This is a genomic window from Solidesulfovibrio aerotolerans (assembly GCF_009856865.1).
GTDB lineage: Bacteria > Desulfobacterota > Desulfovibrionia > Desulfovibrionales > Desulfovibrionaceae > Solidesulfovibrio > Solidesulfovibrio aerotolerans.
This window is the reverse complement of the sequence record NZ_WVUD01000007.1, coordinates 72,787-95,796: the sequence shown is the minus strand read 5'-3', so window position 1 is coordinate 95,796 and position 23,010 is coordinate 72,787. Positions and strand designations below refer to the sequence as shown.

20 protein-coding genes are annotated in these 23,010 nt (G+C 62.0%); 13 read left to right on the top strand and 7 right to left on the bottom strand.

The genetic code is table 11. From position 1 onward, the window contains the following. Positions 1 to 154 precede the first annotated feature (154 nt). From GTA51_RS06390 to GTA51_RS06380, 3 genes are all read left to right on the top strand, one after another. Positions 155 to 1,027 carry an aq_1923 C-terminal domain gene (locus tag GTA51_RS06390; protein WP_160959625.1) on the top strand — a complete coding sequence of 291 codons (873 nt, stop codon included), beginning with the start codon at positions 155 to 157 and terminating at the stop codon, positions 1,025 to 1,027. 69 nt (positions 1,028 to 1,096) lie between these two features. Beyond that, the gene (locus GTA51_RS06385) at positions 1,097 to 2,779 is read left to right on the top strand and encodes a hydantoinase/oxoprolinase family protein (RefSeq protein WP_160959624.1); all 1,683 of its coding nucleotides are present in this window, start codon (positions 1,097 to 1,099) and stop codon (positions 2,777 to 2,779) included. After that, complete coding sequence (locus GTA51_RS06380) at positions 2,773 to 4,089, top strand: histone deacetylase family protein (protein ID WP_160959622.1); 1,317 nt, start codon at positions 2,773 to 2,775, stop codon at positions 4,087 to 4,089. The genes GTA51_RS06385 and GTA51_RS06380 overlap by 7 nt, the downstream gene beginning before the upstream one ends. A gap of 216 nt (positions 4,090 to 4,305) precedes the next feature. Here GTA51_RS06380 and GTA51_RS06375 read toward each other — a convergent pair whose 3' ends face one another. The 4 genes from GTA51_RS06375 to GTA51_RS06360 all read right to left on the bottom strand — a co-directional run bounded on the left by GTA51_RS06375 (position 4,306) and on the right by GTA51_RS06360 (position 6,726). Then, positions 4,306 to 4,824, bottom strand: coding sequence for a hypothetical protein (locus GTA51_RS06375; protein ID WP_343039488.1), 519 nt, complete (start codon positions 4,822 to 4,824; stop codon positions 4,306 to 4,308). Next, entirely contained in the window at positions 4,821 to 5,459 is a 639-nt protein-coding gene (locus GTA51_RS06370) for a hypothetical protein (protein WP_160959621.1), read from the bottom strand. Before GTA51_RS06370 ends, GTA51_RS06375 begins: the two co-directional genes overlap by 4 nt. A 21-nt stretch (positions 5,460 to 5,480) precedes the next feature. Further along, on the bottom strand, positions 5,481 to 5,672 hold the full coding sequence (locus tag GTA51_RS06365; RefSeq protein ID WP_160959619.1) for a hypothetical protein: 192 nt from the start codon (positions 5,670 to 5,672) through the stop codon (positions 5,481 to 5,483). A gap of 82 nt (positions 5,673 to 5,754) precedes the next feature. Beyond that, positions 5,755 to 6,726: an HDOD domain-containing protein gene (locus GTA51_RS06360; RefSeq protein ID WP_160959618.1), complete on the bottom strand. Its 972-nt coding sequence runs from the start codon at positions 6,724 to 6,726 to the stop codon at positions 5,755 to 5,757. A 155-nt stretch (positions 6,727 to 6,881) separates the two neighbouring features. Between GTA51_RS06360 and GTA51_RS06355 the strand changes: the two genes are divergently transcribed. From GTA51_RS06355 to GTA51_RS06320, 8 genes are all read left to right on the top strand, one after another. Beyond that, on the top strand, positions 6,882 to 7,649 hold the full coding sequence (locus tag GTA51_RS06355; protein WP_160959616.1) for a CBS domain-containing protein: 768 nt from the start codon (positions 6,882 to 6,884) through the stop codon (positions 7,647 to 7,649). 136 nt (positions 7,650 to 7,785) lie between these two features. Next, positions 7,786 to 8,547 carry an ABC transporter ATP-binding protein gene (locus GTA51_RS06350; RefSeq protein WP_160959615.1) on the top strand — a complete coding sequence of 254 codons (762 nt, stop codon included), beginning with the start codon at positions 7,786 to 7,788 and terminating at the stop codon, positions 8,545 to 8,547. Between the two features lie 65 nt (positions 8,548 to 8,612). Next, positions 8,613 to 9,422, top strand: a complete 810-nt coding sequence (locus GTA51_RS06345; protein WP_160959613.1) for an ABC transporter permease — start codon at positions 8,613 to 8,615, stop codon at positions 9,420 to 9,422. Beyond that, entirely contained in the window at positions 9,419 to 10,177 is a 759-nt protein-coding gene (locus GTA51_RS06340) for an ABC transporter permease (RefSeq protein ID WP_160959612.1), read from the top strand. The genes GTA51_RS06345 and GTA51_RS06340 overlap by 4 nt, the downstream gene beginning before the upstream one ends. A 50-nt stretch (positions 10,178 to 10,227) precedes the next feature. After that, complete coding sequence (locus GTA51_RS06335; RefSeq protein WP_160959610.1) at positions 10,228 to 11,172, top strand: ABC transporter substrate-binding protein; 945 nt, start codon at positions 10,228 to 10,230, stop codon at positions 11,170 to 11,172. A 433-nt stretch (positions 11,173 to 11,605) separates the two neighbouring features. Then, on the top strand, positions 11,606 to 12,736 hold the full coding sequence (locus GTA51_RS06330) for a class II glutamine amidotransferase domain-containing protein (RefSeq protein WP_160959608.1): 1,131 nt from the start codon (positions 11,606 to 11,608) through the stop codon (positions 12,734 to 12,736). After that, entirely contained in the window at positions 12,700 to 14,334 is a 1,635-nt protein-coding gene (locus GTA51_RS06325; protein ID WP_160959606.1) for a glutamate synthase-related protein, read from the top strand. The genes GTA51_RS06330 and GTA51_RS06325 overlap by 37 nt, the downstream gene beginning before the upstream one ends. A gap of 39 nt (positions 14,335 to 14,373) precedes the next feature. Further along, positions 14,374 to 16,704 (top strand): FAD-dependent oxidoreductase, encoded by a 2,331-nt coding sequence (locus tag GTA51_RS06320; RefSeq protein WP_160959605.1) that lies wholly within the window; start codon positions 14,374 to 14,376, stop codon positions 16,702 to 16,704. A 94-nt stretch (positions 16,705 to 16,798) separates the two neighbouring features. Here the strand turns inward: GTA51_RS06320 and GTA51_RS06315 are convergent, their stop codons facing one another. From GTA51_RS06315 to topA, 3 genes are all read right to left on the bottom strand, one after another. Continuing rightward, positions 16,799 to 17,938: a helix-turn-helix domain-containing protein gene (locus GTA51_RS06315; protein WP_281353949.1), complete on the bottom strand. Its 1,140-nt coding sequence runs from the start codon at positions 17,936 to 17,938 to the stop codon at positions 16,799 to 16,801. After that, entirely contained in the window at positions 17,931 to 18,584 is a 654-nt protein-coding gene (locus GTA51_RS06310) for a hypothetical protein (protein WP_160959602.1), read from the bottom strand. The genes GTA51_RS06315 and GTA51_RS06310 overlap by 8 nt, the downstream gene beginning before the upstream one ends. Before the next feature lie 307 nt (positions 18,585 to 18,891). Continuing rightward, positions 18,892 to 21,153, bottom strand: a complete 2,262-nt coding sequence (gene topA, locus GTA51_RS06305) for a type I DNA topoisomerase (RefSeq protein WP_160959600.1) — start codon at positions 21,151 to 21,153, stop codon at positions 18,892 to 18,894. A 145-nt stretch (positions 21,154 to 21,298) separates the two neighbouring features. Here topA and era point away from each other — a divergent pair, with 145 nt between their 5' ends. Further along, positions 21,299 to 22,216: a GTPase Era gene (era, locus tag GTA51_RS06300; protein WP_160959599.1), complete on the top strand. Its 918-nt coding sequence runs from the start codon at positions 21,299 to 21,301 to the stop codon at positions 22,214 to 22,216. A 107-nt stretch (positions 22,217 to 22,323) separates the two neighbouring features. Next, a complete protein-coding gene (locus GTA51_RS06295) occupies positions 22,324 to 23,001 on the top strand; it encodes a YggS family pyridoxal phosphate-dependent enzyme (protein WP_160959687.1) in 678 nt (225 codons plus the stop codon). The last annotated feature ends 9 nt before the right edge of the window (positions 23,002 to 23,010 follow it).

Sequence of the window (23,010 nt, the reverse complement as noted above, 5' to 3'; positions counted from 1 at the left end):
GCCGGCACGATATCCCTTCTACACGGCCTTGACACACCCGGCAGCGCTTCGCACCCGGCTGGCGTTTTCCGCCCCGGACCGGGGCCAAGCCCCCTGCGTAGGCCGGGCAAACAGCGGCCAGCCCCGGACGGGACTGTCGCCAAAGGACTGTCGGATGAACAAAAAACTCCTCGCCGCAGCCGTCGCCGTGGTGGTCCTCGCCGGTGCCTATTTTGGGCTCACCCGCTACGCCTCCAATGCGGCGCGCAGCCATGTCGATGCCGTCATCGCCAAGGCCGGACCGGCCGCCAATGTGGTCTATAAAGACGTGTCCTACAATCTCTTCACCCGCCAGACCGTCATCGCCGACGTCTCCATCCTGCCGCCGGGGGGGCTGGCCCCCACCCGCATCAAAGAAGTGGTGGTGCGCAGCATCGACGAGACCTCGCCCACCCCCGCCTTTTTGGCCATGGATATCCGGGGCATCCAGCTCGATCCGGCCACCTTTGGCCCCGCCGACGCAGCCCGGTTCGCCGCCCTGGGCTACACCGGCCCGCTCACCTGTGACCTCGGCATCGACTACGCCTACGCCAGGGACAAGCGGGAATTGACGCTCAACGCCATCTCCCTGGCCATAAAAGACGTCGCCACCCTGCGCCTGAGTCTGGCTCTGGGCAACCTGGATTTCGACCCCAAACAGGCCGCGACCCTTCTTTTCACCTATCCCAGCCTCCTGCTCCTGCGCTCCGAGCTGGTCTACACCGACGCCTCGCTTATGGAGCGCGTGCTCAAACAGGAAGCAGCCAAAAAGGGCGTGGACGTGGCTACCCTGAAAAAGACCATGGCCGCCGACGCCGACGAAGCCCTGCAAAAGGAACAAAGTCCGCTCCTGGCCGGCGTTGTCACTGCGCTCAAACAATTTATTGAAAACCCGCGCCAGCTTTCCATTTCCCTGACTCCGGCCACACCCGTCCCCCTGGGGCAAATCGGCCGGGCCGGTTCGCCCGAGGCGGTGGCCGGGCTGCTCAATCTGCAAGTCAAATCCTGACCGGAACCGCTGCGGCGGCCCGGCCCCGGCAGACTCGACGCCGGGCCGCCTTGATGCTAGGGATTTTTCATGCTTTGCGGAATCGACGTTGGCGGCACCCATACGGACGCGGTCCTCATCGGGCCGGACGGCGTCGTGGCCTGCGCCAAGCTGCCCACCAACCACGACGACCTGCTTGCCTCCATCCGCGAGGCTTTGGCCAGTATTGCCGCCGTGGCCGGCCCGGCCGCCGTGACGCGCCTGACGCTCTCCACCACGCTGACCACCAACGCCATCATCGAAGGCACGGCCGATCCCGTCGGCGTCCTGGTTTCCGGCGGCCCCGGCATCGATCCGGCGGCCTATGCCATGGGGGCGTATTACCACGTCCTTGCCGGGGCCATCGACCACCGGGGACGCCAGACCGGAGCGCTTGACCTCGACGCCGCCCGCGCGGTCATTAACGCCTGGGAAGCGGCCGGAGTGCGCGCCTTTGCCGCTGTGACCAAATTTTCCACCCGCTGCCCGGACCAGGAACTGGCCCTTGAAGCCCTGCTTGCCGGCCGCTGCGATTGCGTGTCCCTGGGCCATGCCTTTTCCGGCCGCCTGGGCTTTGGCCGGCGCATCGCCACCGCCTGCCTCAACAGCGCCGTGTGGCGCGTCTACAACCGCTTTTGCGACGCCGTGGAACGTTCGGCCGCCGAACTGGGCATGGCCGGGGCCAGCATCAACGTGCTCAAGGCCGATGGCGGCACCATGCCGCTGTCCGTGTCGCGCACCCTGCCGGTCCAGTCCATCCTGTCCGGCCCGGCCGCCTCGGTCATGGGCATCATCGCCGTGTGCGACATTGCCGAGGATTCGATCATTTTAGACATTGGCGGCACCACCACCGACATCGCCGTCTTTGCCGCCGGCGCGCCGCTGATCGAAAACGAAGGCATCGCCATCGCCGGCCGCCCGACCCTCGTGCGCGCGCTGCGCACCCGCTCCATCGGCGTTGGCGGCGACTCAGCTATTACCGTTAGCCGGGAAGCCATCCAGGTCGGCCCCCGGCGCTTAGGGCCGCCCATGGCCCTGGGCGGCCCGGTCCCCACCCTGGTCGATGCCTTAAACATCCAAAACGTCATCGCCGTGGGCGATCCCCGGGCCTCCTACCAAGGCATTCTGGCCGTGGCCACGGCCAACGGCTTTGAACCCGAAGAGGTGGCGGAAGCGGCGATTCTAAACGCCGTCAACCAGATCCGCTCGGAAGTGGCGGCCTTTGTACGCGAAATAAACGACCGGCCGGTCTATACGATCTTTGAACTGCTGGAAGGCCGGCAGGTCCGTCCGACACGCGTCTACGTCATGGGCGGCCCGGCCCTGGCCCTGTCTGCGCTGCTCCAGGACGCCTTTACCCAGGAGGTGGTGGTGCCCGAGAGCTTTGCCGTGGCCAACGCCATCGGCGCGGCCCTGGCCCGGCCGACCTTTTCCGTGGAGCTTTTCGCCGATACCGCCAGCGGCCGGCTCACCATCCCGTCGCTTGGCATCACCCGCCAGGTGGCCGACAACTACAGCCAGGCCGCCGCCGAAGGCGAAGCCGCCACGAGCCTGCGCCACTATCTCGCCTCCATCGGGGCCGAGGCGGAGGACGCGCCCATCGAAACCGTGGAGCTGTCGTCGTTTCCCATGGTCGAGGGCCAAACGCTGGTCGGGCACAACATCCGGGTGGCCTGCCAGGTGCGTCCCGGCGTGTCGGCGGCCTACAAACAGGCGGTATCCAAGTCATGCTGAAAGCCCGCCATCCCCTGGCCATCGTCTTTTTCCCGGCCTACGACTGGGCCATCTCCCCCACCCATCCCGAGCGCCAGGAACGCCTGCTCTACACCCAGGACCAGTTGCGCGAGGAAGGCGTTTTCGACATTGCCGGCATCACCGAATTAAAGCCCGAGCTGGCCACGGCCACCGATGTGCTGCGCGCCCATTTTTGTTTTCCCGACGTGGCGGCGGTCACCACCACCTCCCATCTCATTTCCGCCGGCGGAGCCATCCGCGCCGCCCGAACGGTCCTGGACAAGGAAGCCAAACGGGCCTTTGCCCTGGTGCGCCCCCCCGGCCACCACGCCATGAAGGTGGTCCACGGGGCGCGGGGCTTTTGCAATATCAACATCGAAGCGGTGATGCTCGAATGGCTGCGCGACCAGTACGGTCCCTTGCGGGCAGCCATCGTCGATACCGACTGCCACCACGGCGACGGCACCCAGGACATCTACTGGAACGACCCGGACACGCTGTTTATTTCCCTGCACCAGGACGGGCGCACCCTCTATCCCGGCACCGGCTTTCCCCTCGAACTCGGCGGTCCCAAAGCCCTTGGCACCACGGTCAACGTGCCGCTGCCTCCGGGCACGTCCGATGAAGGGTTCCTGTTTGCCATGCGCGAAGTGGTCATGCCGCTCATTGAAGATTTCAAGCCCGACATCATCATCAATTCCGCCGGCCAGGATAACCATTTCTCAGATCCCATCACCGACATGGCCTTCTCGGCCCAGGGCTATGCCCGGCTCACTGAAATGCTCGGGGCCGACATCGCCGTGCTCGAAGGCGGCTATTCCATCCAGGGCGCCCTGCCCTACGTCAATCTGGGGCTGGTGCTGTCCATGGCGGGCCTGGACTACAGCCATGTGCGCGAACCGGACTTCGATGCAGCCAAGGTGCGCCAAAGCGCCAAGGTGACGGGTTATATCGAGGATGTCTGCCGGGATATTCTCAAGGAAGCGCGCCACCCCCGGGGACCGGGCAAGGGCGATGTGGTGGCCGGCTGGTTCACCCGGCGAAAGACGCTCTATTACGATACCGACGCCATCACCGAATACCAGACGGAAGCGGTGCGCCTGTGCGACCACTGCCGGGGCGTGGTCAAATACGAAACGGAATCCACGCGCACCCCGCTGTGCCTGGGGGTGGAAGCGCCCATCGGTGCCTGCGAAAAATGCGTCGAGGAAGCCTACCGCATCTACGAAGCCGGCCAGATCAAAGGCGAATACCGCCACCTCCAGCTCATCGACCGGGTGGGCAAAAACTACGCCACGTATACGGGCTAGATAAAAGAAAGGCGGAAGAGTGCCTCCGGCGGCCGGGGGGCTAAGCCCCCCGGACCCCTTGCCTGTCTGCGGCGCTCGGCCTTTCCTTCCCCGTATTCTTCCTGCTTGGGGAGCGCTTTTCCCTTCGGGCCTTGCCCGAAGGGAAAAGCGCTCCCCAGGAAGGGAGGGTCCGGGAGGGGGTAACCCCCTCCCGGCCGCCGGAGGCATTGCTTTTACTTAGCCGCCGAAAAAGCGCACGACGGCGTCGCGGGTGGGCTTGGAGATCAGGCGCAGGCGCAAAAACAGGTCGGGATGCTCCTGAAACACGCCGGCCAGGAACGTGAAGCGGGGATCGTCGAGTTTGTTGCCGCCCTTTTCGGCGTGCTCCACGGCATTTAAAATCGTGGTCTCGAAATCGTAGCCCGACTGCTTGAGTACGCTGGCGTACAGATGGCACTGCCGGTCGCGCAGTTCCTCGTAGGGCATATCTTCGGGCAGCTTGTTCTTGGCTTCGGCCACCTGTCGGAAATACATAAAGACGTTTTGCTTGTTAAAGGCCAGACTGCGTTTTTCTGCCGAGGCAGCACCCTTTTCGGCAAAGCCGCCCGGTTCAGCCGCAGCAGGGGCCTTGCCGGCCGCAGCAGCAGGGGCCTTCCTGCCGGCCGGGGCGCTGTCCTTCCCGGCCGCGTCAGCGGCCAGAGGGCACAGCAACAGGCCGCAGAGCACTACGGGCAGCGCTGCAAGGCCCGGCTTCACTGCGCGGCCTTGGGTGCGCCGCACGGGGCGTAGAGGGGCTGATAGAAATAGCTCAGCGTCCCGGTGTCCTTGTCCGGGACAAACACCATGCGGATGAGCACGTTGCCGACGGGCCAGCCAAAGTCCAGCCCGCGCTCTTCCAGGTCAACGGGCTTGGAATATTTTTCCATCAGAAATTTTTTGATGCTCTCATGGGCTTTTCTGCCCTTGTATTCCACCATCACCGCCGCGAACCGATCCTGGCAGAAGCCATAGACGACACCGGTCAAAAAGGCGTCGCCGATGCGGTAGACCACGCCTTCGGCCGTGGCATAGGCAGCCTGCCCGTCGCGTTCGACCACGGACATATCCGGTATGGCGGCCATGCCCGTGCCCCATTTGATGCCGTTAAAGGCATTGGGCTCCTTGATGACCCGGCCCGGTGTTTCGACCTTGTCGCCCTTTTCGCCCGTATCGACTTCGGGTTTCCTGGCGGGCTTTTTGGCGTCGGCCTGCTTCTTGTCGGTCTTTTTATCCGACTTCTTGTCGGACTTTTGGGCAGCCTCGGGCTTGGCCGGGGGATCGTTTTTGGCCATGGCCGGCAGGGTGCCAAGAACAAGACAGCAGAGCACAGGCAAGATGAGAAAATATTTCATGGATAGGTGGGGGGGGCGGCGCTAGGCCGTGGTACGGACAATCACGCCGCGCAGGGCCGTGATCATGATTTCACTCTGGGGGCTGCGGCCGCTTTCCAGGGAGTGGGCCATTTCGGCGCGGCGACGGTCGCCGGAAAGAGCCATGAGTTCAAGGATCATTTCATTTATGGCGGACCCGACCAGGGGGGTAAGCGTAATCCGAGGCGCGCTCATGGCGTTTCGCTCCATTTTGAAACTGCATAGCCCCCTGGCTGGGGAATGGCAAGGGGAGCGCCGACCGGGTTGCCGACGATGGTTATGGCGTAAACAGGGCGGCCATGGCTGCGAGTTCCGTATCGAGCAGGTCGGCAAACTCCTGGGGATCGGCTTTGCCCAGGTTAAACAGAGCCAGCGTGTCAGGATTTAAAAGGGGCAGCCCGGCGGCCGGCAACACCCGCACCCCCAGGGCATTGGCTATAAAATCGGCGGCATGCACGGCAGCGGCGATGGTGCTTCCCGCACACTGGGACAGGTCGTGGTGGCCGGCCACGCCCTCGAGAAGCGGGTCCGGCATCCGCCACTTGTCGCAGATGCGCCCGCCCAGGGCGGCATGGTCAAAGGCCAGTTCCAGGCGTTCGGCCGCGTCCATGGCAATGCGCCCGTCCCCGGCCCGGGCGATGACGGCGGCGACCAGATCGGGTTCGGCCACGGCCAGCACCAACCGGCCCATGTCGTGGAGCAGCCCGGCCACGAAAAAGCGTTCCCTGTTGGCTTCGTCGCGCCGCCGGGCCAGCGCCCGGGCCAGCAGGCCAACGGCCACGGCATGCCGCCAGAAATCGGGCAGGGACAGCAGATCGGGCCGGGGCGGGGCGGCAAACAGCTTGGCCAACACGGCTCCGGCCGCCAGATTGACGATTTCGGTCAGACCGATCAGACCCACGGCCCGGCTCACGGTTTCCACCGGCGTGGCCGAACTGTACAACGGACTGTTGGCCAGGCGCAGCACATAGGCCACCAGACTGGGGTCTTTGGAGACCGCCGCCGCCACGTCGCCCGTGCCGCTCATGGGATTTTCCGCGGTGCGGCGAAGGGCCAGATAGGCTTCGGGCAAGGGCGGCGGATTGATGTCGGCCAGCGAACGCCGGCCGGCCGAGGCCAGGGATGCAGCCGGTCGGGGCTGGGGCGCTGGGTTGACCAGTTGCTCGCGGCGGGGCTGGCCAAGCTCCAGCAGCCGGGCGACGAAGGCAGACGCCTGGGCCGATGAGGATTGGGCGCTGTCGGAATTCATGGCCGCACACTCCCGCAAAACAGTCGTTTTCCCTTGCCTACCGGATTGAGCGACCCCGGGCAAGCCGCAGCAGCCTGTTTTTTCCTCGGGATTTCTTGACTTTCCTGCCTATCCGACCGATGTTTGGGCATAATTGCACGCTGTCAGGAACTACCATGTTCAAACGCCGGGTTGGCGAATTGGCCAAAAGGCCCCACATCGTCCCTGCCGACGCCACAGTGACCCAGGCTGCCGATCTCATGATCAACGCCGATGTCAGCTGTCTGGCCGCCGTTGCCGGGGCCAAGGTCGTGGGCTTTGTCACCGAGCGCGAACTGGTGCGTCGTCTGGACGTCGATCTCGACCCGGCCACGCCTGTGCGCGAACTCGTCTCCCGAACCAGCGGCGGCATCCTCAAAGACCTGGGCCTGGACGAAGCCATCCGGCGCATGCTGGAACGCCACGAGCGCCATCTGCCGGTGGTGGATATCAGCGGCTCGCTGCTGGGGCTGGTCACGGACAAAGAGCTTGTGGACGCCCTGGCTGTGGATTTCATGGTGGAAAACGTCGATTGCCGGGCGCTCATGCGGACCGAACCCATCCGTCTGGCTCCGCATCGCTCCGTGCAGCTCGCCCTGGACCACATGCGCGAAAAAAGCGCCGGCAGCGTCCTGGTGGTGGTTGACGGCAAAGCCACGGGCATCTTCACCGAACGCGACGCCCTGCGGGCCATCATGGGCCACCCTGAGCGCTTGACCGATCCGCTCTCGGCCTACATGAGCGGGCCGGTAGTCTGCGTTCCCGTGGACGCCATGGTGTATAAAGTGATCTTGTTTATGCGGCAAAAGGGCGTGCGGCGTCTGGCCGTGGTCGAGCCCGACGGCCGGCTGGCCGGCCTGCTCTCCCAGCAGGACATCCTGCTCTACGCCAGACGACTCAGTTAGGTGCCGGTCCCCTGAATTCCCTGGCTCCAGATGGGATTCCAAAAGGCTGCCCCCTTTTGCCGCCAGAGGCATCTCCGTCTTCCTCTCCAGTCTCTTCCATTTTACATTTTCACATCCTTTACGGCATACTGGCCCAATGCTGACCATCGAAGGGCTGACCAAATCCTATAGCCAGAACGGCTCACCGGCCACCTGCGCCCTGGGCGGCGTGAGTTTTAGCGTGCCCAAGGGGGCTTTTGTCTCGCTGGTCGGCCCGTCGGGCTGCGGCAAATCCACCCTGCTGCAATGCGTGTGCGGCCTTATGCGCCCCACTGCCGGCCGGGTGACGCTGGCCGGGCGCGAAATTAGTGCGCCGCCGCCGGAGATGGCCCTTATTTTCCAGAACGCCGCCGCGTCGCTGTTTCCCTGGTTCACCATTCTCGGCAACATCCGCTTCGTGCTGCGCCGCGCCCCGGGGTCCAAAGCCCAAAAGCTGGAAACGGCCCGCAGCGCCCTGGCAGCGGTGGGGCTGGCCGATTTTGCCGAGCATTACCCCTGGCAGCTTTCCGGCGGCATGCAGCAGCGCGCCGCCCTGGCCCGGGGACTGGCCTACGGGGCCGAAATATTGCTCCTCGACGAACCCTTTGCCTCGGTGGACGCCCAGACCCGCGAAGATCTGGAAGATTTGCTGGCCGGCGTGGCCCGGCAGCAGGGTAAGACCGTCCTTTTTGTCACCCACGACATCGACGAGGCCGTCTATCTGGCCGACACGGTGGTGGCGCTCACCCCGCCGCCGGCCAAGGTGGCGGCCATCCTGCCCATCGATCTACCCCACCCCCGCGACCAGATCGCCAGCCGCGAAGACCGGCGTTTTCTCGACGCCCGAAAGGCCATCCATGCATTGCTACGGCGTGTGTAATGTATAAAGGGAAGGCGAAGAATCAGGAGGGGCTTTGCCCCTCCCGAACCCTCCCTACCGGGGGGATGATCCCCCCGGACCCCCCACCCTCCATCGAGGGGGTCCGGGGGGGATCATCCCCCCCGGCCGCCGGAGGCCTCTTCCTCCTCATCTTCCTCCTCATCCTCTGGGAAGCGCTCTCCCGTCTCGCCCTCCTCCCCCCTGACGCCGTGCCGCCGGTGTCGGTCATTGGCGAAGAGTTGTGGGGGCTTATTATTTCGGGCGAGCTTGTGGGGCAGGCGGGGTTGACCATCGGCCGGGCCTTGGCCGGGTTTGGCGTGGGCGGTGTGGGCGGTGTGGCCTTGGGCTTTGCCTGCGGCGTCTTTCCGGGCTTTGGCCGGGCCATGCGGATGACGGTGGAATTTTTGCGCCCCATGCCGTCGGTGGCCCTTATTCCCATCGGCATTTTGTTTTTGGGGCTGGGTTTTGGCTTGTGCGTGGCTGTGGCCGGGTTTGCCTGCGCCTGGCCGGCCTATGTGGCGGCCGTGGCTGGCGCGGCCACGGCCGGGCCGGAACTGCGCGACACGGCCCGGGTTTACGGCCTGCGTCGCTGGGAGAGCATTGTCTTTGTGTTGGCACCGGCGGCCTTGCCGCAGATCATGGCCGGGCTGCGCACCGGGCTGGCCGTGGCCGTGGCCGTGGTCGTGACCACGGAGATGGCTGCCGCCCCCAACGGGCTGGGTTCGTTTATATTGGAAGCGTCCATGGCCGGGCGGCCGGGGCGCATGTATGCCGGCATTGTGGCTGTGGGGCTGGTGGGGGCGGGGCTTAACGCCGTCTTTGTGGCCCTGCGGCGGCGGGCGCTGGCCTGGATGCCCGAGGCAGGCCAGCGATGAAACGCCTGTCGGGACTGCTCGTTTTTTGCGCTCTGGCCGCCGCCTGGGAGGGACTCTCGCGCTGGGGCGTGGTCTCAAGGCTCTATTTTCCGCCGGTTTCGACCATTGCCGCAACGTTTTGGGATTTGACCGTTTCGGGCCTTTTGCCGGGGCAGGCGCTGTCCACGGTGTCGCGGGCCGTGGCCGGGCTGCTTTTGGCCCTGGCCGTCATGGCACCGTTGGGGCTGGCCATGGGCGTTTCGCGCCGGCTGTCGGCGCTCTTAACGCCCACGGTGGAACTGTTGCGGCCGGTGCCGCCCCCGGCGATCATCCCGGCGGCCATGCTGCTTTTTGGCATCGGCACGGGCATGAAGCTGGTCGTGATCGTTTTTGCCTGCTCCTTCCCCATCCTGGTGGGGGCGGTGGACGGGGCGCGCAGTATCGATCCGGGTTTTCGCCTGACGGCCGCCGCCTATGGCCTGTCCCGGCGCGATCTGCTCTTCGGGGTCATCCTGCCGGCGGCCGGGCCGAGTGTGGCGGCCGGGTTTCGAACGGCCGTGCCCATGGCCCTTATTGTGGCCGTGCTGTCGGAAATGATCGGGGCGTCCAGCGGTATCGGCCATTACATTTTGCGGATGCAGCGCACCTTCGCCATTCCCGAGATGTACGCCGGCGTGGCCATGCTGGGTTTGTGGGGGCTGGCCCTTAATGCCGGGACGCAGCAGGTGCTCGCGCGGCTTTTGCGCTGGCACGCCGGCTGGAAGGGCGGTATATAGGGCAACGGTGCCGTCCTCACCTGTCGCGCAACCCTTTCCAGGAGAACGCCATGCCCATCGCTGCCCTTTTCGCCCTGCTGACGGCCTTGCTGCTGCCGGGGACCGCCCTGGCCGCCGACCCCGCCCCCCTCAAAATCGGCTACATCCCTGTGGGCGACTGCCTGCAATTCTATGTGGCCGAGGAGCAGGGCTATTTCGCCGCCCAGGGCCTGGCCGTGACCGGCCTGCCCATGAAGGGCGGGGCGGTCATCGCGCCGGCCGTGGAAGGCGGTGAGCTGGCCATCGGCTGGTCCAACACCGTCTCCATCATCTTAGCCCAAGCCAAGGGGTTTGATTTCGCCTTCCTGGCCCCGGGAGCCGAAGGCGTGGCCGCCACCAACGACGTCCATGCCCTGCTCGTCGCCGCGGATTCCAAAATCGCTTCGGTTAAGGATTTGGCCGGCAAGACCGTGGCCATCAATACGCTGGGCAACATCAACGAGGCGGCCATGCGCGCCCTGGCCGAACAGGCCGGCATTGCCCCGGATTCCATCCGGCTGGTGGAAGTCCCCTTCCCGGACATGGCTGCTGCGCTGAGCAAGGGGTCGGTCCAGGCGGCGCTGGTTCTGGAACCGTTTGTCACCGACGCCGTGTCGCGCGGTGCAGCCAAAATCCTCGTCCCCTCGCCCCATGCCGCCTTTGGCAACCCCTATCTGATCGGCGGCTGGTTCGCCAAAAAGGCCTGGATCAAAGCCCATCCGGCCGAGGCTGCGGCTTTTACGCGGGCCGTGACCCAGGCCTCGGCCTTTATTGCCGCCCACCCGGACAAGGCCCGCGCCATTTTGAGCCAGCGCACCAAGTTGGCCCCGGAACTGGCGGCCAAAATCGTCCTGCCGCGCTTTCCCGAGACGCTGGCCCCGGCCGCCTTGCAAGGGGTCGTCGACGTTTCGGCCCGGTTTGGCCTGCTGTCCAAGCCCTTTCCGGCCGCCGACCTCCTGGCGGTGCCGGGGAACTGACCCGACGCCCGCCCGGCCGGGACGACGATGCTGCGGCCCGTCGTCCCGGCCCTCTCCCCTCCACCGAAGATTATTCGGCAGCATGGGCTGGGCCAAAGACAGGGCTTGGCCGCTTGCCAACTTGGCCGCAAGACCTATTTAAGAAGTCCGGTGCGGCCAAACGAACGCAGCGCCCAAGGCGTGGCAATGGCCGACCGACGAAACGTCGCCCAAACCGAACGTCCGGCGCTCCCAGCCGCGTCCCCCCGTGGCCACCTTGCCAAAACCGGCGAAATCGCCCTGGAAAGCATCCGCCAACGGCCCACGCTACCCCGCGTATTTGCTCATTTTTGTCGCCGTAAACCACCGAATAAGATTTTGTGCTTTACGGTAGCCCATTTTGTAACTATGAAAAAACCCCCCTTAATGAGAATTCGATCATTCGGAGTTGACCATGTGCCGCTTATTCGCCCTCAGCAGCCGGGACCCAGTGTCCCCCATGCGCGCCATCGAGGCGCTTAACGTCATGAAGGAAGGGCACGACGGTTCAGGCGTTGGCCTTTTCCTCTCCGACCTCGGCGGCCCCTTCGGTGAAATGAAGGACGCGCCCATCCTCTCCGGAATCTTTACCGACGAAGGCCTCAACTGCCTCGACGCCTACATGGGCGAGCGCGGCTTCGTCACCCGCAAGACCCTGGTCCTGGAGCCGCGCACCAAGGCGCCGCTGGGCACACCGCTGCGCGGCACCTACATGGCCCGGGCCTATGAGATGCCGGCCGACCTCAAGGCCAAATCCAAGGCCGAGCAGGAACTGGCCTTTATGCTCATGCGCGTGGAACTGCGCCGCATGGGCGAAGCGGCCGAAAACATCCGCGTCTTCTCGTTTTGGCCCGACACCATCATGATCAAGGAAGTCGGCGATCCCATGGCCATCGGCGAATATCTCGGCCTGGACCGGCCCGAGCTTGACTGCCGCCGCATCCTGGCCCAGGGCCGCCAGAACACCAACTACGCCATCAATCTCTACGCCTGCCATCCGTTTTTCCTGCAAGGCGTATGCACCATGACCAACGGCGAAAACACGGCCTTCGTCCCCATCCGGGAATACCTGCTCTCGCGCGGGTTCCCCGGCTACATGGGCTACCAGTCCGACTCCGAAGTGTTCGCCCACATCATGCACTATACCATCAATCGATTGCAGTTTGGCATCGAGTACTACAAGCACATCATTACGCCGCTGTCCGACACCGAGATGGAAGCCCACGCCGACCGGGCGCTCCTCGCCCGCATCAAGCAGACCTGCCGCAAGCTCATTATCGATGGCCCCAACTGCGTCATCGGCTGCCTGCCGGATAAGACCATGTTCATGGTCCAGGACCGCAAGAAGCTGCGGCCCGGCGTTGTCGGCGGCAAGCCCGGCATCTTTGCCTTCTCCTCGGAAATCTGCGGCCTCGACGCGGCCATCCCCGACCGCGACCAGAATGCCGATTTTCAACCCATGCACCTGGATACGGCCATCGTGCGCCCGCAATGCCAAGAGGTCACCATATGCAATCAGCTGCAGTCATTACCCCGTCCACACTAAGCGTTAACGACCTGCCCTGGCAGATCGAGTGGGACAAAGACACCTGCACCCTGTGCGGGCGTTGCACAGCCGTGTGCCCGGTCAGCGCCATTGAACTCGGGGTGCATCGTAAACGCACCGTCGAGGCCACTCCGGCTTTGGCCAAAAAACCCACCAATTCCTATTCCATTTACCATGGCATCCGCCAGCGCACCGATCCGGCTTATCACTGCATCGGCTGCGCCATGTGCAACATGGTCTGTCCCAATAATGCCATAGCCCCCAGGCTTCGCCCCGAGGCCACGACGCTTAAATTCCACAACAACCGGGGTGGTGCGGCCCGCACACGCGGTGGCCGGCGCAACGACGGCGGCAGCCTGCTCGATCAGATCAAATTCATCCGCATCTCCATGCTCACCGACCCGGCCCTGGATGCCGGTCGCCACGAGTTCAATCTGCGCACGCTGCTTGGCCGCATCCAGCCGCCCGAAGAGGGCCTTGCCGCCCTGGCAGACAATGCCTGGGTGCCGGCGGTGCGCGAAATCTATCCGCTCATGATCGGCTCCATGTCCTTTGGCGCGCTCTCCCCCAATATGTGGGAAGGCCTCGTCATGGGCGTGACGTATCTGAACGAAGAGATGGGCATGCCGGTGCGCATGTGCACGGGCGAAGGCGGCTGCCCGCCGCGTCTTTTGCGGTCGCGCTTTCTCAAATACATGATCCTGCAAGTCGCCTCGGGTTACTTCGGCTGGGACGAAATCATCAAAGCCCTGCCCGACATGAAGGAAGACCCCTGCGCCATCGAGATCAAGTACGGCCAGGGAGCCAAGCCCGGCGATGGCGGGCTGCTCATGTGGTACAAGGTCAATAAGCTCATTGCCGCCATTCGCGGCGTGCCCATGGGCGTGTCCCTGCCCAGCCCCCCCACGCACCAGACCCAGTACTCCATTGAAGAGTCCGTGGCCAAGATGATCCAGTCCATGTCCATGGCCTGGGGCTTCCGCGTCCCGGTGTATCCGAAAATATCCGGCACCACGACCTCCACGGCGGTGCTCAATAACCTCGTGCGCAACCCCTACGCCGCGGGCCTGGCCATCGACGGCGAGGACGGCGGCACCGGCGCGGCCTACAACGTCTCCATGAACCACATGGGCCACCCCATCGCCACCAACCTGCGCGACTGCTACGAAAACCTGGTCATCTCCGGCAAGCAGAACGAAATTCCGCTCATTGCCGGCGGCGGCATCGGCAAAAACGGCAATCTGGCCGCCAACGCCGCCGCCCTGATCATGCTCGGAGCCAGCGCTGTGCAGTCCGGCAAATACATCATGCAGGCCGCAGCCGGATGCCTTGGCTCGGAACACGACCGCTGCAACGTCTGCAACATCGGCGTGTGCCCCAAGGGCATCACCTCCCAGGATCCGCGCCTCTACCGGCGTCTGGACCCCGAAAAGGTGGCCGAGCGTCTGGTTGACGTCTTCCTGTCCTTCGACACGGAACTGCGCAAGATTGTCGCCCCGCTGGGTCGCTCCACCTCCCTCCCCATCGGCATGTCCGATGGTCTGGGCATCAGCGACTACCACGTGGCCGAGCGGCTCAAGATCAAATACGTGGTCTAACCCGGGCGTCATTACCCCTACGCACCAAGGCAGCACGACATGGCACACCAGACCGTCACCATACACGGCATTGAAAACGGCCACCGGGTCGATTCCCGCATCCTGGAAGAGCACATCCAGCAGGCTGTGACCCAGGGCGCGCGCGACCTGACCGTAGAAGCCTACGGCCAGCACGGCATCGGCGGGCGTTTGTGGGTTTCGCGCAGCGAACCCGTCACCCTGCGCATCACCGGCTCGCCGGGCCAGCGCACCGGTTCCATGGGCTTTCCCGGCACCAAAATCCTTATCGAAGGCTCGGTCTCCGACGATATCGGCTGGCTCAATGCCGGGGCCGAGATCGTTGTGCGCGGCAACGCCGGCAACGGTGCCTGCAACGCCATGGCCCAGGGCAAGGTCATGATCGCCGGCAACATCGGTTCGCGCGGCATGACCATGACCAAGCAGAACCCGAAATACGACGCCCCCGAGCTGTTTATCCTCGGCAGCGCGGGCGACTATTTCGCCGAATTCATGGCCGGCGGCACGGCCGTGGTTTGCGGGCACAAACCGCAAAACCCGGATAACGTGCTCGGCTATCGGCCCTGCGTCGGCATGGTCGGCGGGCGCATCTTCTTTCGCGGGCCGCACAAGGGCTTTTCCCTGGCCGACGCCAAGCTGGTGCCCGTGGACGACGCGGCCTGGGCCTGGCTCACCGAAAATCTTAAAAACTTCCTGGCCGCCATCGGCCAGCCGGAGCTCTTTGACGGACTGACCATACGCGACGACTGGCAGCTCATCCTCGCCCGCAGCCCGTATGAAAAGACCGGCAAAGTGCGCCGGAACCTCAGCGATTTCCGGGCCAATGTCTGGGACGCCGAACTCGGTCGCGGCGGGCTTATTGGCGATCTCGACGATTCCGACCGCAGCCCGGTGGGGCTGATCGTTTCCGGCGAACTGCGCCGCTACGTGCCGGTCTGGGAAAACAAGAAGTACCTGTCCCCTTGCCAAGCCAGCTGCCCCACCGGCATCCCGGTGCAGGAGCGCTGGCAACTCGTGCGCGACGGCCTCATGGACGAAGCCATGGATCTGGCCCTGGCCTACACGCCCTTCCCGGCCACCATCTGCGGCTATCTGTGCCCCAACCTGTGTATGCAGGGCTGCACGCGCAGCGTGGGCCATTTAAAGCCCCTTGATACCGCCATGCTCGGCAAGGCCAATGTCAAAGCCGGCAAGATGCCCAAACTGCCGGAGCTTTCCGGCAAGCGCGTGGCTGTCATCGGCGGCGGTCCGGCCGGCATGTCCGTTGCCTGGCAACTGCGGCTGGCCGGCCACGAAGCCATTATCTACGACCCCTCGGAAAAACTCGGCGGCAAGATCAGCGCCGCCATCCCGTCGAGCCGCATCCCGGCCGACGTGCTGGATGCCGAGATTGCCCGCGCCCGGGAAATCCTGCCGCATATCCAACTGCAAAAGGCGCTCTCCGCTGACGAGTTCGGCCAGATCGTCACCGATTTTGACTACGTCGTCCTGGCTGTCGGGGCCAACAAGCCGCGTATCCTGCCTGTGCCGGGCAAGGAACTGGCCACCCCGGCTCTCACCTTCCTCAAGGCCGCCAAGAAGGGCACAGCCACCGTTGGCAAGCGCGTGGTCATCATCGGGGCTGGCAACGTCGGCTGCGACGTGGCCACCGAGGCCGCCCGCCTTGGGGCCGAGACCATTACCCTTATCGATATCCAAAAGCCCGCTGCCTTTGGCAAGGAAAAGCACGACGCCGAAGAAGTCGGCGCGACCTTCAAATGGCCCTGCTTCACCAAAGAGATCACGGCCGAGGGCGTGGCGCTTACGTCCGGTGAACTGATCCCCGCCGACACCGTGATCCTGTCCGTTGGCGATGTGCCGGATATCGAGTTTCTGGGCGAGACCATCGCCACCGAGCGCGGCCACGTCAAAGTGAGCGCCATCTATCAGACCACCAATCCCAAGGTGTTCGCCATCGGCGATCTCGTCAAACCGGGCTTGCTCACCCAGGCCATCGGCATGGGCCGCGACGCCGCCCGCGCCATTGACGAAATCCTCACCGGCAAGCGGCCGTGCGAGGACACCCGCAAGATGCTCGACTACAAGCGGGCCAAGCTGGAATACTTTGATCCGCGCGTGGTGGAGTACAACGACCTCAACAGTTGCGCCAGCCAGTGTTCGTCCTGCGGCGCCTGTCGCGACTGCGGCCTGTGCGAAACGATCTGCCCGGTCGGCGCTATTTCGCGCCAGCAGAAGGAAGGCAAGGAGTTCGCCATGGTGTCGGACCCGGACAAGTGCATCGGTTGCGGTTTCTGCGGCAACGCCTGCCCATGCGGCGTCTGGAGCATCGTGGAGAATACGCCGTTGGTGTAGTTGGGGACGAGAAGAAGACGCAGAAGGAAGATCAGAAAAATGCGACGGGCCGTCTCGGAAGAGGCGGCCCGTTTTAGCTAGAGATATGGTTCTATTACTTTTTATGAACTTGTGGCTCTGCAAATACAGGGTTACTTGGTTTAAAATAATCAATCAAATTTTGGGGGACGTGCTGAGACTGTAACAGGTGCTCTACCTCATGTGAGGCTAAACCTATTTCTTCTGAAAGATCATCCAAAAAAAATTCTCCTTGAACAATTTCCAGTGCTTTTGACAATAAAGAAGGGAGAGGCTTTTCAAATTCTCCTGGTTCATCATGCCGTTCATTCCGTGAGCTAAGATCCACCATTCCCCACCGAAAACTAGATTCTTTAACTATTTGAAGTTGCCTAGCTCGATATAACGCTGCTTGCATTGATATATGCCATCGTTTTTTTAGCGCCAAAAAAGCATCGTGGTCCCATTTTCTTGGGCATTCTAAACGAAAGGCATGGAGTGGAGCAAGAAATGCCCCTGAGAAATGATTCGCCGCTCGCTCACTATCTGGATCGCCAGCAGCCTCATCCATGTGCAATATTAAATGTAGCAATTCATGTCCGTGATCGAACTGCATATGACTTGCTGACACGGACTCTGTAACGACAACACAAGGTCGGTCTTCTGCCCAGAAACTAAAAGCATGCAGTTTGGCGCTTTCCTCTGGAAGCAATACAACAAAGACGCCTTTTGTTTCTAGCAAAGCCGCCATATTGAGTATCGGTCCATTACCCATACCCCAATCACGCCTGATTGTTTGAGACAAAGATTCTATCTCAGATGGCGAGTAACAATTCCACGCGTATGTTGGCACTTGTGGAGCTGGAAATACAACTCCGCGCTGCTCAAGCGATCTGAATATTTGAATAACATTGGTTGCATGTTGTATAGCTCGACGACGTTCTCCTTGTGGAACACTTTTATTTGCACGAAAATGGCAAGTTCCAAAATCTACTTGAATATCATTATGGCGAGCGACAAAATAACTCGGAGGTAATCCTAGGGCTATTGTTACGGCAGCAAAGGTCTCAATATCCAAACCAGAACGGCCAGCCTCGAACTGCGTGACCGCACTAGGTGTTTTGCCGATTTTATCGGCCAACGTTTTTTTAGTTAAGCCTCGAAGCTCACGTCCGGCCGTAATCCTACGAGGATCAAGCCGGGCTAGCGAAGAGCTTAATTCCCTGTACTTACTCATTTTTAAAGACTATTTTTGGTTTGTTTGCCGTAATATCTTTGGAGATATCGCGAGAGGGAGCAGCGTCGGCAATAATTTCAGGAGCGGGGGTTCCCTCAATATCCAGAACGTCAATAGGTTCGGCCTGATACAAGGTAGCAACGGGCAATGCAAGGACTTCGCGAAGAGAAACCCCGGACAACTTCACAACCTGTATCTTACCAAGTCCTCGGAAGGCATCAAAATCGTAGACAATAACAAGTTCATAGTTCTCAAACGCTAAATTTTCAACTTCAAAGGACAAGAAGCCTTGGCCACAGGCGACCTTTTTCGCTCGTTTCCCTCCCGTTGGAATACGAGTCAATTCGTCGCATCGGTGAACCCGAAGTGATCTTGGCCATGATGACTTTTTATAATAGAGTCGCAAATCATTTTCAGACCGTTTGACATCCCACGAAAATTTATCCAATTCACGACTTCTATTAAACAAATTTCGCCATGAGTATGTTCCGAGCGTGTAGTTGTCATTAAACTCTGGATCTAGGTCATAGGCATCCCTCGCAATCCGGCAACTGTCGACAATCAAAGGGACTACATCTTGCTTTAGAGCAGTAACAACTTCTTCAATAATTATCGGGGTAGATTCAAAAGAATGAAAATCACGCACTGATCGCCTCCTTAGATGTTCGGCAACCCATAAGTATTTTAAGTGCAACAAAAAATCAAGACCATAAGTTAAGTACGGGGAAAATATAATTTTATATATTTCAGTATGTTGACCGAATACACTGATAGTTTTTTCCAAATAATAGGAAATTTATTTCAAGCCCATCCTGTAATCCCCAAACCACAAAGGCGGCCCCGACGCCGCTAACGACTTCGAAACCGCCCTCATTGCCTCCACACACACCCTTTTCGGGGGGTCCGGGGGGATCATCTCCCCGGCCGCCGGAGGCACTCTTCCTTCTTCTCGCCTATTCCTCGCCCTCGTCCTTCTTCTCGCCGACGCTTCTTTTGTAGCGGCAACTCTTATTCGGGCAGGCGATCAGTTCGCCGTCGCGGGTCTTTTTGCGCACTAAAATCTTGGAATCGCACTGCGGGCACGGCTCGTTAATCGGCCAGTCCCAGACCGCGAAATCGCATTGCGGGTAGCTGTCGCAGGCGTAAAACACCTTGCCGCGTTTGGAGCTTTTTTCAACCAACGAGCCCGTGCACCCTTCGCGGGGGCAGGCCACGCCGGTGGAGATGGGTTTAGTGTATTTGCAGTCCGGCCAGCCGGTGCAGGCGATAAACCGGCTGCCGGTGCGCGACTTTTTGACCACCAGATCCTTGCCGCAGGTGGGGCAGGGGCCAACCGAGGCCACTTCCTCGGCTTTGCGCTCCCGGGCAATGACCGCGCCGTCAGCGGCCCGGTCGAACTCTTTGGTATTCTTGCAGTCGGGATAGCCCGAGCAGCCTAAAAACTCGCCGGCCTTGCCAAAGCGAATGACCATGGGCTTGCCGCACAGCTCGCATTTGACGTCGGTTTCCTTGCCCGCCTTGACCTTGGCCATGTCTTTGCCGGCCTTGATAAGGGTGGGGTAGAAATCCTCGGTGAAGTCTCTAAGCAGCGTGACCCAGTCGGCCCGCCCTTCGGCCACGGCGTCCAGCGACGCTTCCATGCCGGCGGTAAAGCCCACGTCCATGATCTTGACGAAATGCTCGGCGAGCAGATCGGATACCGTCTCGCCAAGCTCGGACGGCACGAAGTGCTTCTCTTCCAGCCGGGCATAATCGCGGTCAATGAGCGTGGAGATGATGGCGGCGTAGGTCGAAGGCCGGCCGATGCCTTTTTCTTCCAGTTCGCGCACCAGCGAGGCTTCGGAGTAGCGCGGCGGCGGCTGGGTGAACTTCTGCTCTTTTTTCAGCTCCAAAAGCGTCAATTCCTGGTCCTTGACGAGCTTGGGCAAGGATTTGGCCTCATCGCCCGCTTCCTGGCCAAAGACTTTCAAATAGCCCGGGAAAATGAGCCGCTGGCCCTTGGCTTTAAAGATGCCCGGTCCGGCCGCGATATCGACAGCGGTGTCCCAAAAGCGCGCCTCGCTCATCTGTGAAGCCACGAAGCGCTCCCAGATGAGTTTATAAAGCGTAAAAAGATCCTTGGGCAGCAGCAGCTTGACGTCGGCAGGCGTCAAGGAAACATCAATGGGCCGGATGGCTTCGTGGGCGTCCTGGGCACCGGCCTTGGACTTAAAGTGGCGGGCCTTTTCCGGGTAGTAGTCCGGGCCGAGCGTCTCGGTGATAAATTCCTTGGCCGCATCCCGGGCCTCGTCGGCAATACGCGTCGAATCGGTACGCATATAGGTAATGAGGGCCACCGTGCCCTTCTCGCCCAATTCAAGGCCCTCGTAGAGCTTCTGGGCCGCGCCCATGGTGCGCTTGGCGGAATAGCCCAACCGCTGGTTGGCGGCCTGCTGCAGGGTCGAGGTGATAAACGGCGGCGGCGGCGACTTCTTGCGTTCTTTTTCCGTCACGGCGGCAACGAGAAAGGGCTTCCCGGTGATGGCCGCCTCGGCCTCGGCGGCCTCCTCGGCGCTGCCGATCTCGACTTTTTTGCCCTTATATTTGGCCAGTTCGGCGTCGAACTCCGGCGGTCCGTCGCCGGCGAGTTTGGCCTTGAAATTCCAATATTCCACCGGCACAAAGGCCCGGCGTTCTTTTTCGCGGTCAACCACCAGCCGCAGGGCGACGGATTGGACGCGGCCGGCCGAAATGCCGCTTTTGACCTTCTGCCACAGAATCGGCGACACCTTGTAGCCCACAAGCCGGTCGAGGATGCGCCGGGCTTGCTGCGATAAAAAAAGTTTTTCGTTTATTTCGCGCGGATGGGCAATGGCCTCGCGCACGGCTTTGGCCGTGATTTCGTTAAACTGAATACGGCAGATGGGGACACCGGCGTCTTTGACGATCTCGGCCACGTGCCAGGCAATGGCTTCCCCTTCGCGGTCGGGGTCGGGCGCAAGATAGATCTTCGACGCCGAGGCAGCGGCTTCCTTAAGCTTGGCCACCACCTTCTGCTTGCCTGGAATGATTTGATATTGCGGCGCGAAATCGTCTTTTTCATCTACCCCAAGTTTTTTGGAGGGCAGATCGCGCACGTGACCAACCGAAGCTTCCACGGCATAGGCATTGCCGAGGAACTTCTTGATGGTCTTTACCTTGGCCGGCGACTCGACGATAATAAGATCCTTTCCCATGGCAGGCGTGCTATAGCCACCCCAAGGGTACAAGGCAAGGGTTGCCGTTTGGCCCGCGCCGGGATACTCCCCTACGAGGCTTTCCTGTATGACTTTTTAAAATGTTGAAATTGCGGCCTCCTCGCCGGCCGCCTCGGAGCTTTCTTTGGAAAACATGCAACGCTTCGGTCATGTGGTCATGCTCGGCCCCACCAACGCCGGCAAATCCACCTTGCTTAACCGCCTTATCGGCCAAAAAATTTCCATCGTCTCGCCCAAGCCGCAGACCACCCGCAACTCCATTAGCGGCATCATCACCCAGGGCGACGTCCAGGCCGTGTTTTTGGACACCCCGGGCCTGCACCGCCAGAAACGCGGCATCGCCCCGCTGCTCATGCGCTCGGCCTATGCCGCCCTGGCCCAGGCCGATGTGGTGATGCTCATGCTGGACGCGGCCCAGTACGCCCGGCGCATCGACGGGCTGGCCCCGGATTTGAAACCTGTCGTCAAAGCCGTGGGCGACGGCCGGCTGCCGGTCCTGGTGGCGCTCAATAAGGTCGATGTGGTGCGCGAAAAGGTCAAACTGCTGCCGGTGCTCGAAGCCATTGCCGAAGCCCTGCCCGCAGCCGAACTCTTTCCCATAAGCGCCCTTACCGGCGTTGGCGTGGACGAGCTCCTTAAAGCGCTCCTCTCCCGCCTGCCCGAAGCGCCGCACCAGTTCGACCCGGACGAGGTATCCACCGCACCCGTACGCTTTCTGGCCTCGGAAATCGTGCGCGAAAAACTCTTTTTGGCCCTTGGCGATGAGCTGCCCTATTCCATGGCCGTGACCATCGAAGACTGGGACGAAAAATCCAAGCCCGGTCTGACCAAAATCCGCGCCGCCATCCATGTCGGCCGGGAAAGCCACAAACCCATGGTCATCGGCAAAGGCGGCGAACGCTTAAAAGATGTGGGCCAGAAAGCCCGGGCCGACATCGAAGAGATGCTCGGCACGCAGGTGTTCCTGGAACTGTGGGTCAAAGTGCGCCGCGACTGGACCGACGACCCATCCTTTTTACGCGATTTGGGCCTTGGGCAGTAGTAGTAGAAGATAAAGACGAAGAATGCCTCCGGCGGCCGGGGGGGATAATCCCCCCCGGACCCCCTTGATGGGAGAAGTTTTTTAGGGGGGATGGATTCGTGGACGAGATGGTTTTGAAGCGACTGGCCCGGGTGCAAGAGCGCATTGCCGGGGCCTGCTTGGCCTGCGGACGTGACCCGGCCGAGGTGACGCTGGTGGCGGTCTCCAAGATGCAGGACGCGGCAGCGGTTGCTGCCCTGGCCGAGTGCGGCCAGACACTTTTCGGGGAATCCTACATTCAGGAAGCGCTGCCGAAAATGGATGCCACGCCGCCGGAACTCGTCTGGCATTTCATCGGCCATTTGCAGCGCAACAAGGCCAAACTGGCCGTGGGCCGGTTCGCCCTGATCCATACCGTGGACAACTTGGATTTGGCGCAAATATTGCAGAAAAGAGCTGCCGCCCTGGGCATCACCCAGGCGGTGTGCATCCAGGTCAACGTGGCCGGCGAAGCCCAGAAGTCCGGCATCGATCCGGACGGGCTGCCGGAGTTGGCCGATACCGTGGCCCAGGCCCCCAATCTGACACTGGAGGGGCTTATGGTCATACCGCCGGTGTTTGACGATCCGGTGGGAGCGCGACCGGCCTTTGCCCGGCTGCGCCAGTTGCGCGACGGCCTCAAAACGCGGCTCGCCCTGCCCCTGCCGGTCTTATCCATGGGCATGAGCGGCGACCTGGAAGCGGCCGTCATGGAGGGTGCCAGCCATCTGCGCGTGGGCACCGATCTGTTCGGCCAAAGACTTTGATTCCTGGAG

What these genes read in the sequence shown, in the direction of transcription:
- GTA51_RS06390 (WP_160959625.1), top strand. Translation starts at nt 155, where the DNA reads ATGAACAAAAAACTCCTCGCCGCAGCCGTCGCCGTGGTGGTCCTCGCC.
- GTA51_RS06315 (WP_281353949.1), bottom strand. Translation starts at nt 17,938, where the DNA reads ATGAGTAAGTACAGGGAATTAAGCTCTTCGCTAGCCCGGCTTGATCCT.
- GTA51_RS06365 (WP_160959619.1), bottom strand. Translation starts at nt 5,672, where the DNA reads ATGAGCGCGCCTCGGATTACGCTTACCCCCCTGGTCGGGTCCGCCATA.
- GTA51_RS06330 (WP_160959608.1), top strand. Translation starts at nt 11,606, where the DNA reads ATGTGCCGCTTATTCGCCCTCAGCAGCCGGGACCCAGTGTCCCCCATG.
- GTA51_RS06355 (WP_160959616.1), top strand. Translation starts at nt 6,882, where the DNA reads ATGTTCAAACGCCGGGTTGGCGAATTGGCCAAAAGGCCCCACATCGTC.
- topA (WP_160959600.1), bottom strand. Translation starts at nt 21,153, where the DNA reads ATGGGAAAGGATCTTATTATCGTCGAGTCGCCGGCCAAGGTAAAGACC.
- GTA51_RS06320 (WP_160959605.1), top strand. Translation starts at nt 14,374, where the DNA reads ATGGCACACCAGACCGTCACCATACACGGCATTGAAAACGGCCACCGG.
- GTA51_RS06325 (WP_160959606.1), top strand. Translation starts at nt 12,700, where the DNA reads ATGCAATCAGCTGCAGTCATTACCCCGTCCACACTAAGCGTTAACGAC.
- GTA51_RS06370 (WP_160959621.1), bottom strand. Translation starts at nt 5,459, where the DNA reads ATGAAATATTTTCTCATCTTGCCTGTGCTCTGCTGTCTTGTTCTTGGC.
- GTA51_RS06335 (WP_160959610.1), top strand. Translation starts at nt 10,228, where the DNA reads ATGCCCATCGCTGCCCTTTTCGCCCTGCTGACGGCCTTGCTGCTGCCG.
- GTA51_RS06385 (WP_160959624.1), top strand. Translation starts at nt 1,097, where the DNA reads ATGCTTTGCGGAATCGACGTTGGCGGCACCCATACGGACGCGGTCCTC.
- GTA51_RS06340 (WP_160959612.1), top strand. Translation starts at nt 9,419, where the DNA reads ATGAAACGCCTGTCGGGACTGCTCGTTTTTTGCGCTCTGGCCGCCGCC.
- GTA51_RS06360 (WP_160959618.1), bottom strand. Translation starts at nt 6,726, where the DNA reads ATGAATTCCGACAGCGCCCAATCCTCATCGGCCCAGGCGTCTGCCTTC.
- GTA51_RS06345 (WP_160959613.1), top strand. Translation starts at nt 8,613, where the DNA reads ATGATCCCCCCGGACCCCCCACCCTCCATCGAGGGGGTCCGGGGGGGA.
- GTA51_RS06350 (WP_160959615.1), top strand. Translation starts at nt 7,786, where the DNA reads ATGCTGACCATCGAAGGGCTGACCAAATCCTATAGCCAGAACGGCTCA.
- GTA51_RS06295 (WP_160959687.1), top strand. Translation starts at nt 22,324, where the DNA reads ATGGTTTTGAAGCGACTGGCCCGGGTGCAAGAGCGCATTGCCGGGGCC.
- GTA51_RS06380 (WP_160959622.1), top strand. Translation starts at nt 2,773, where the DNA reads ATGCTGAAAGCCCGCCATCCCCTGGCCATCGTCTTTTTCCCGGCCTAC.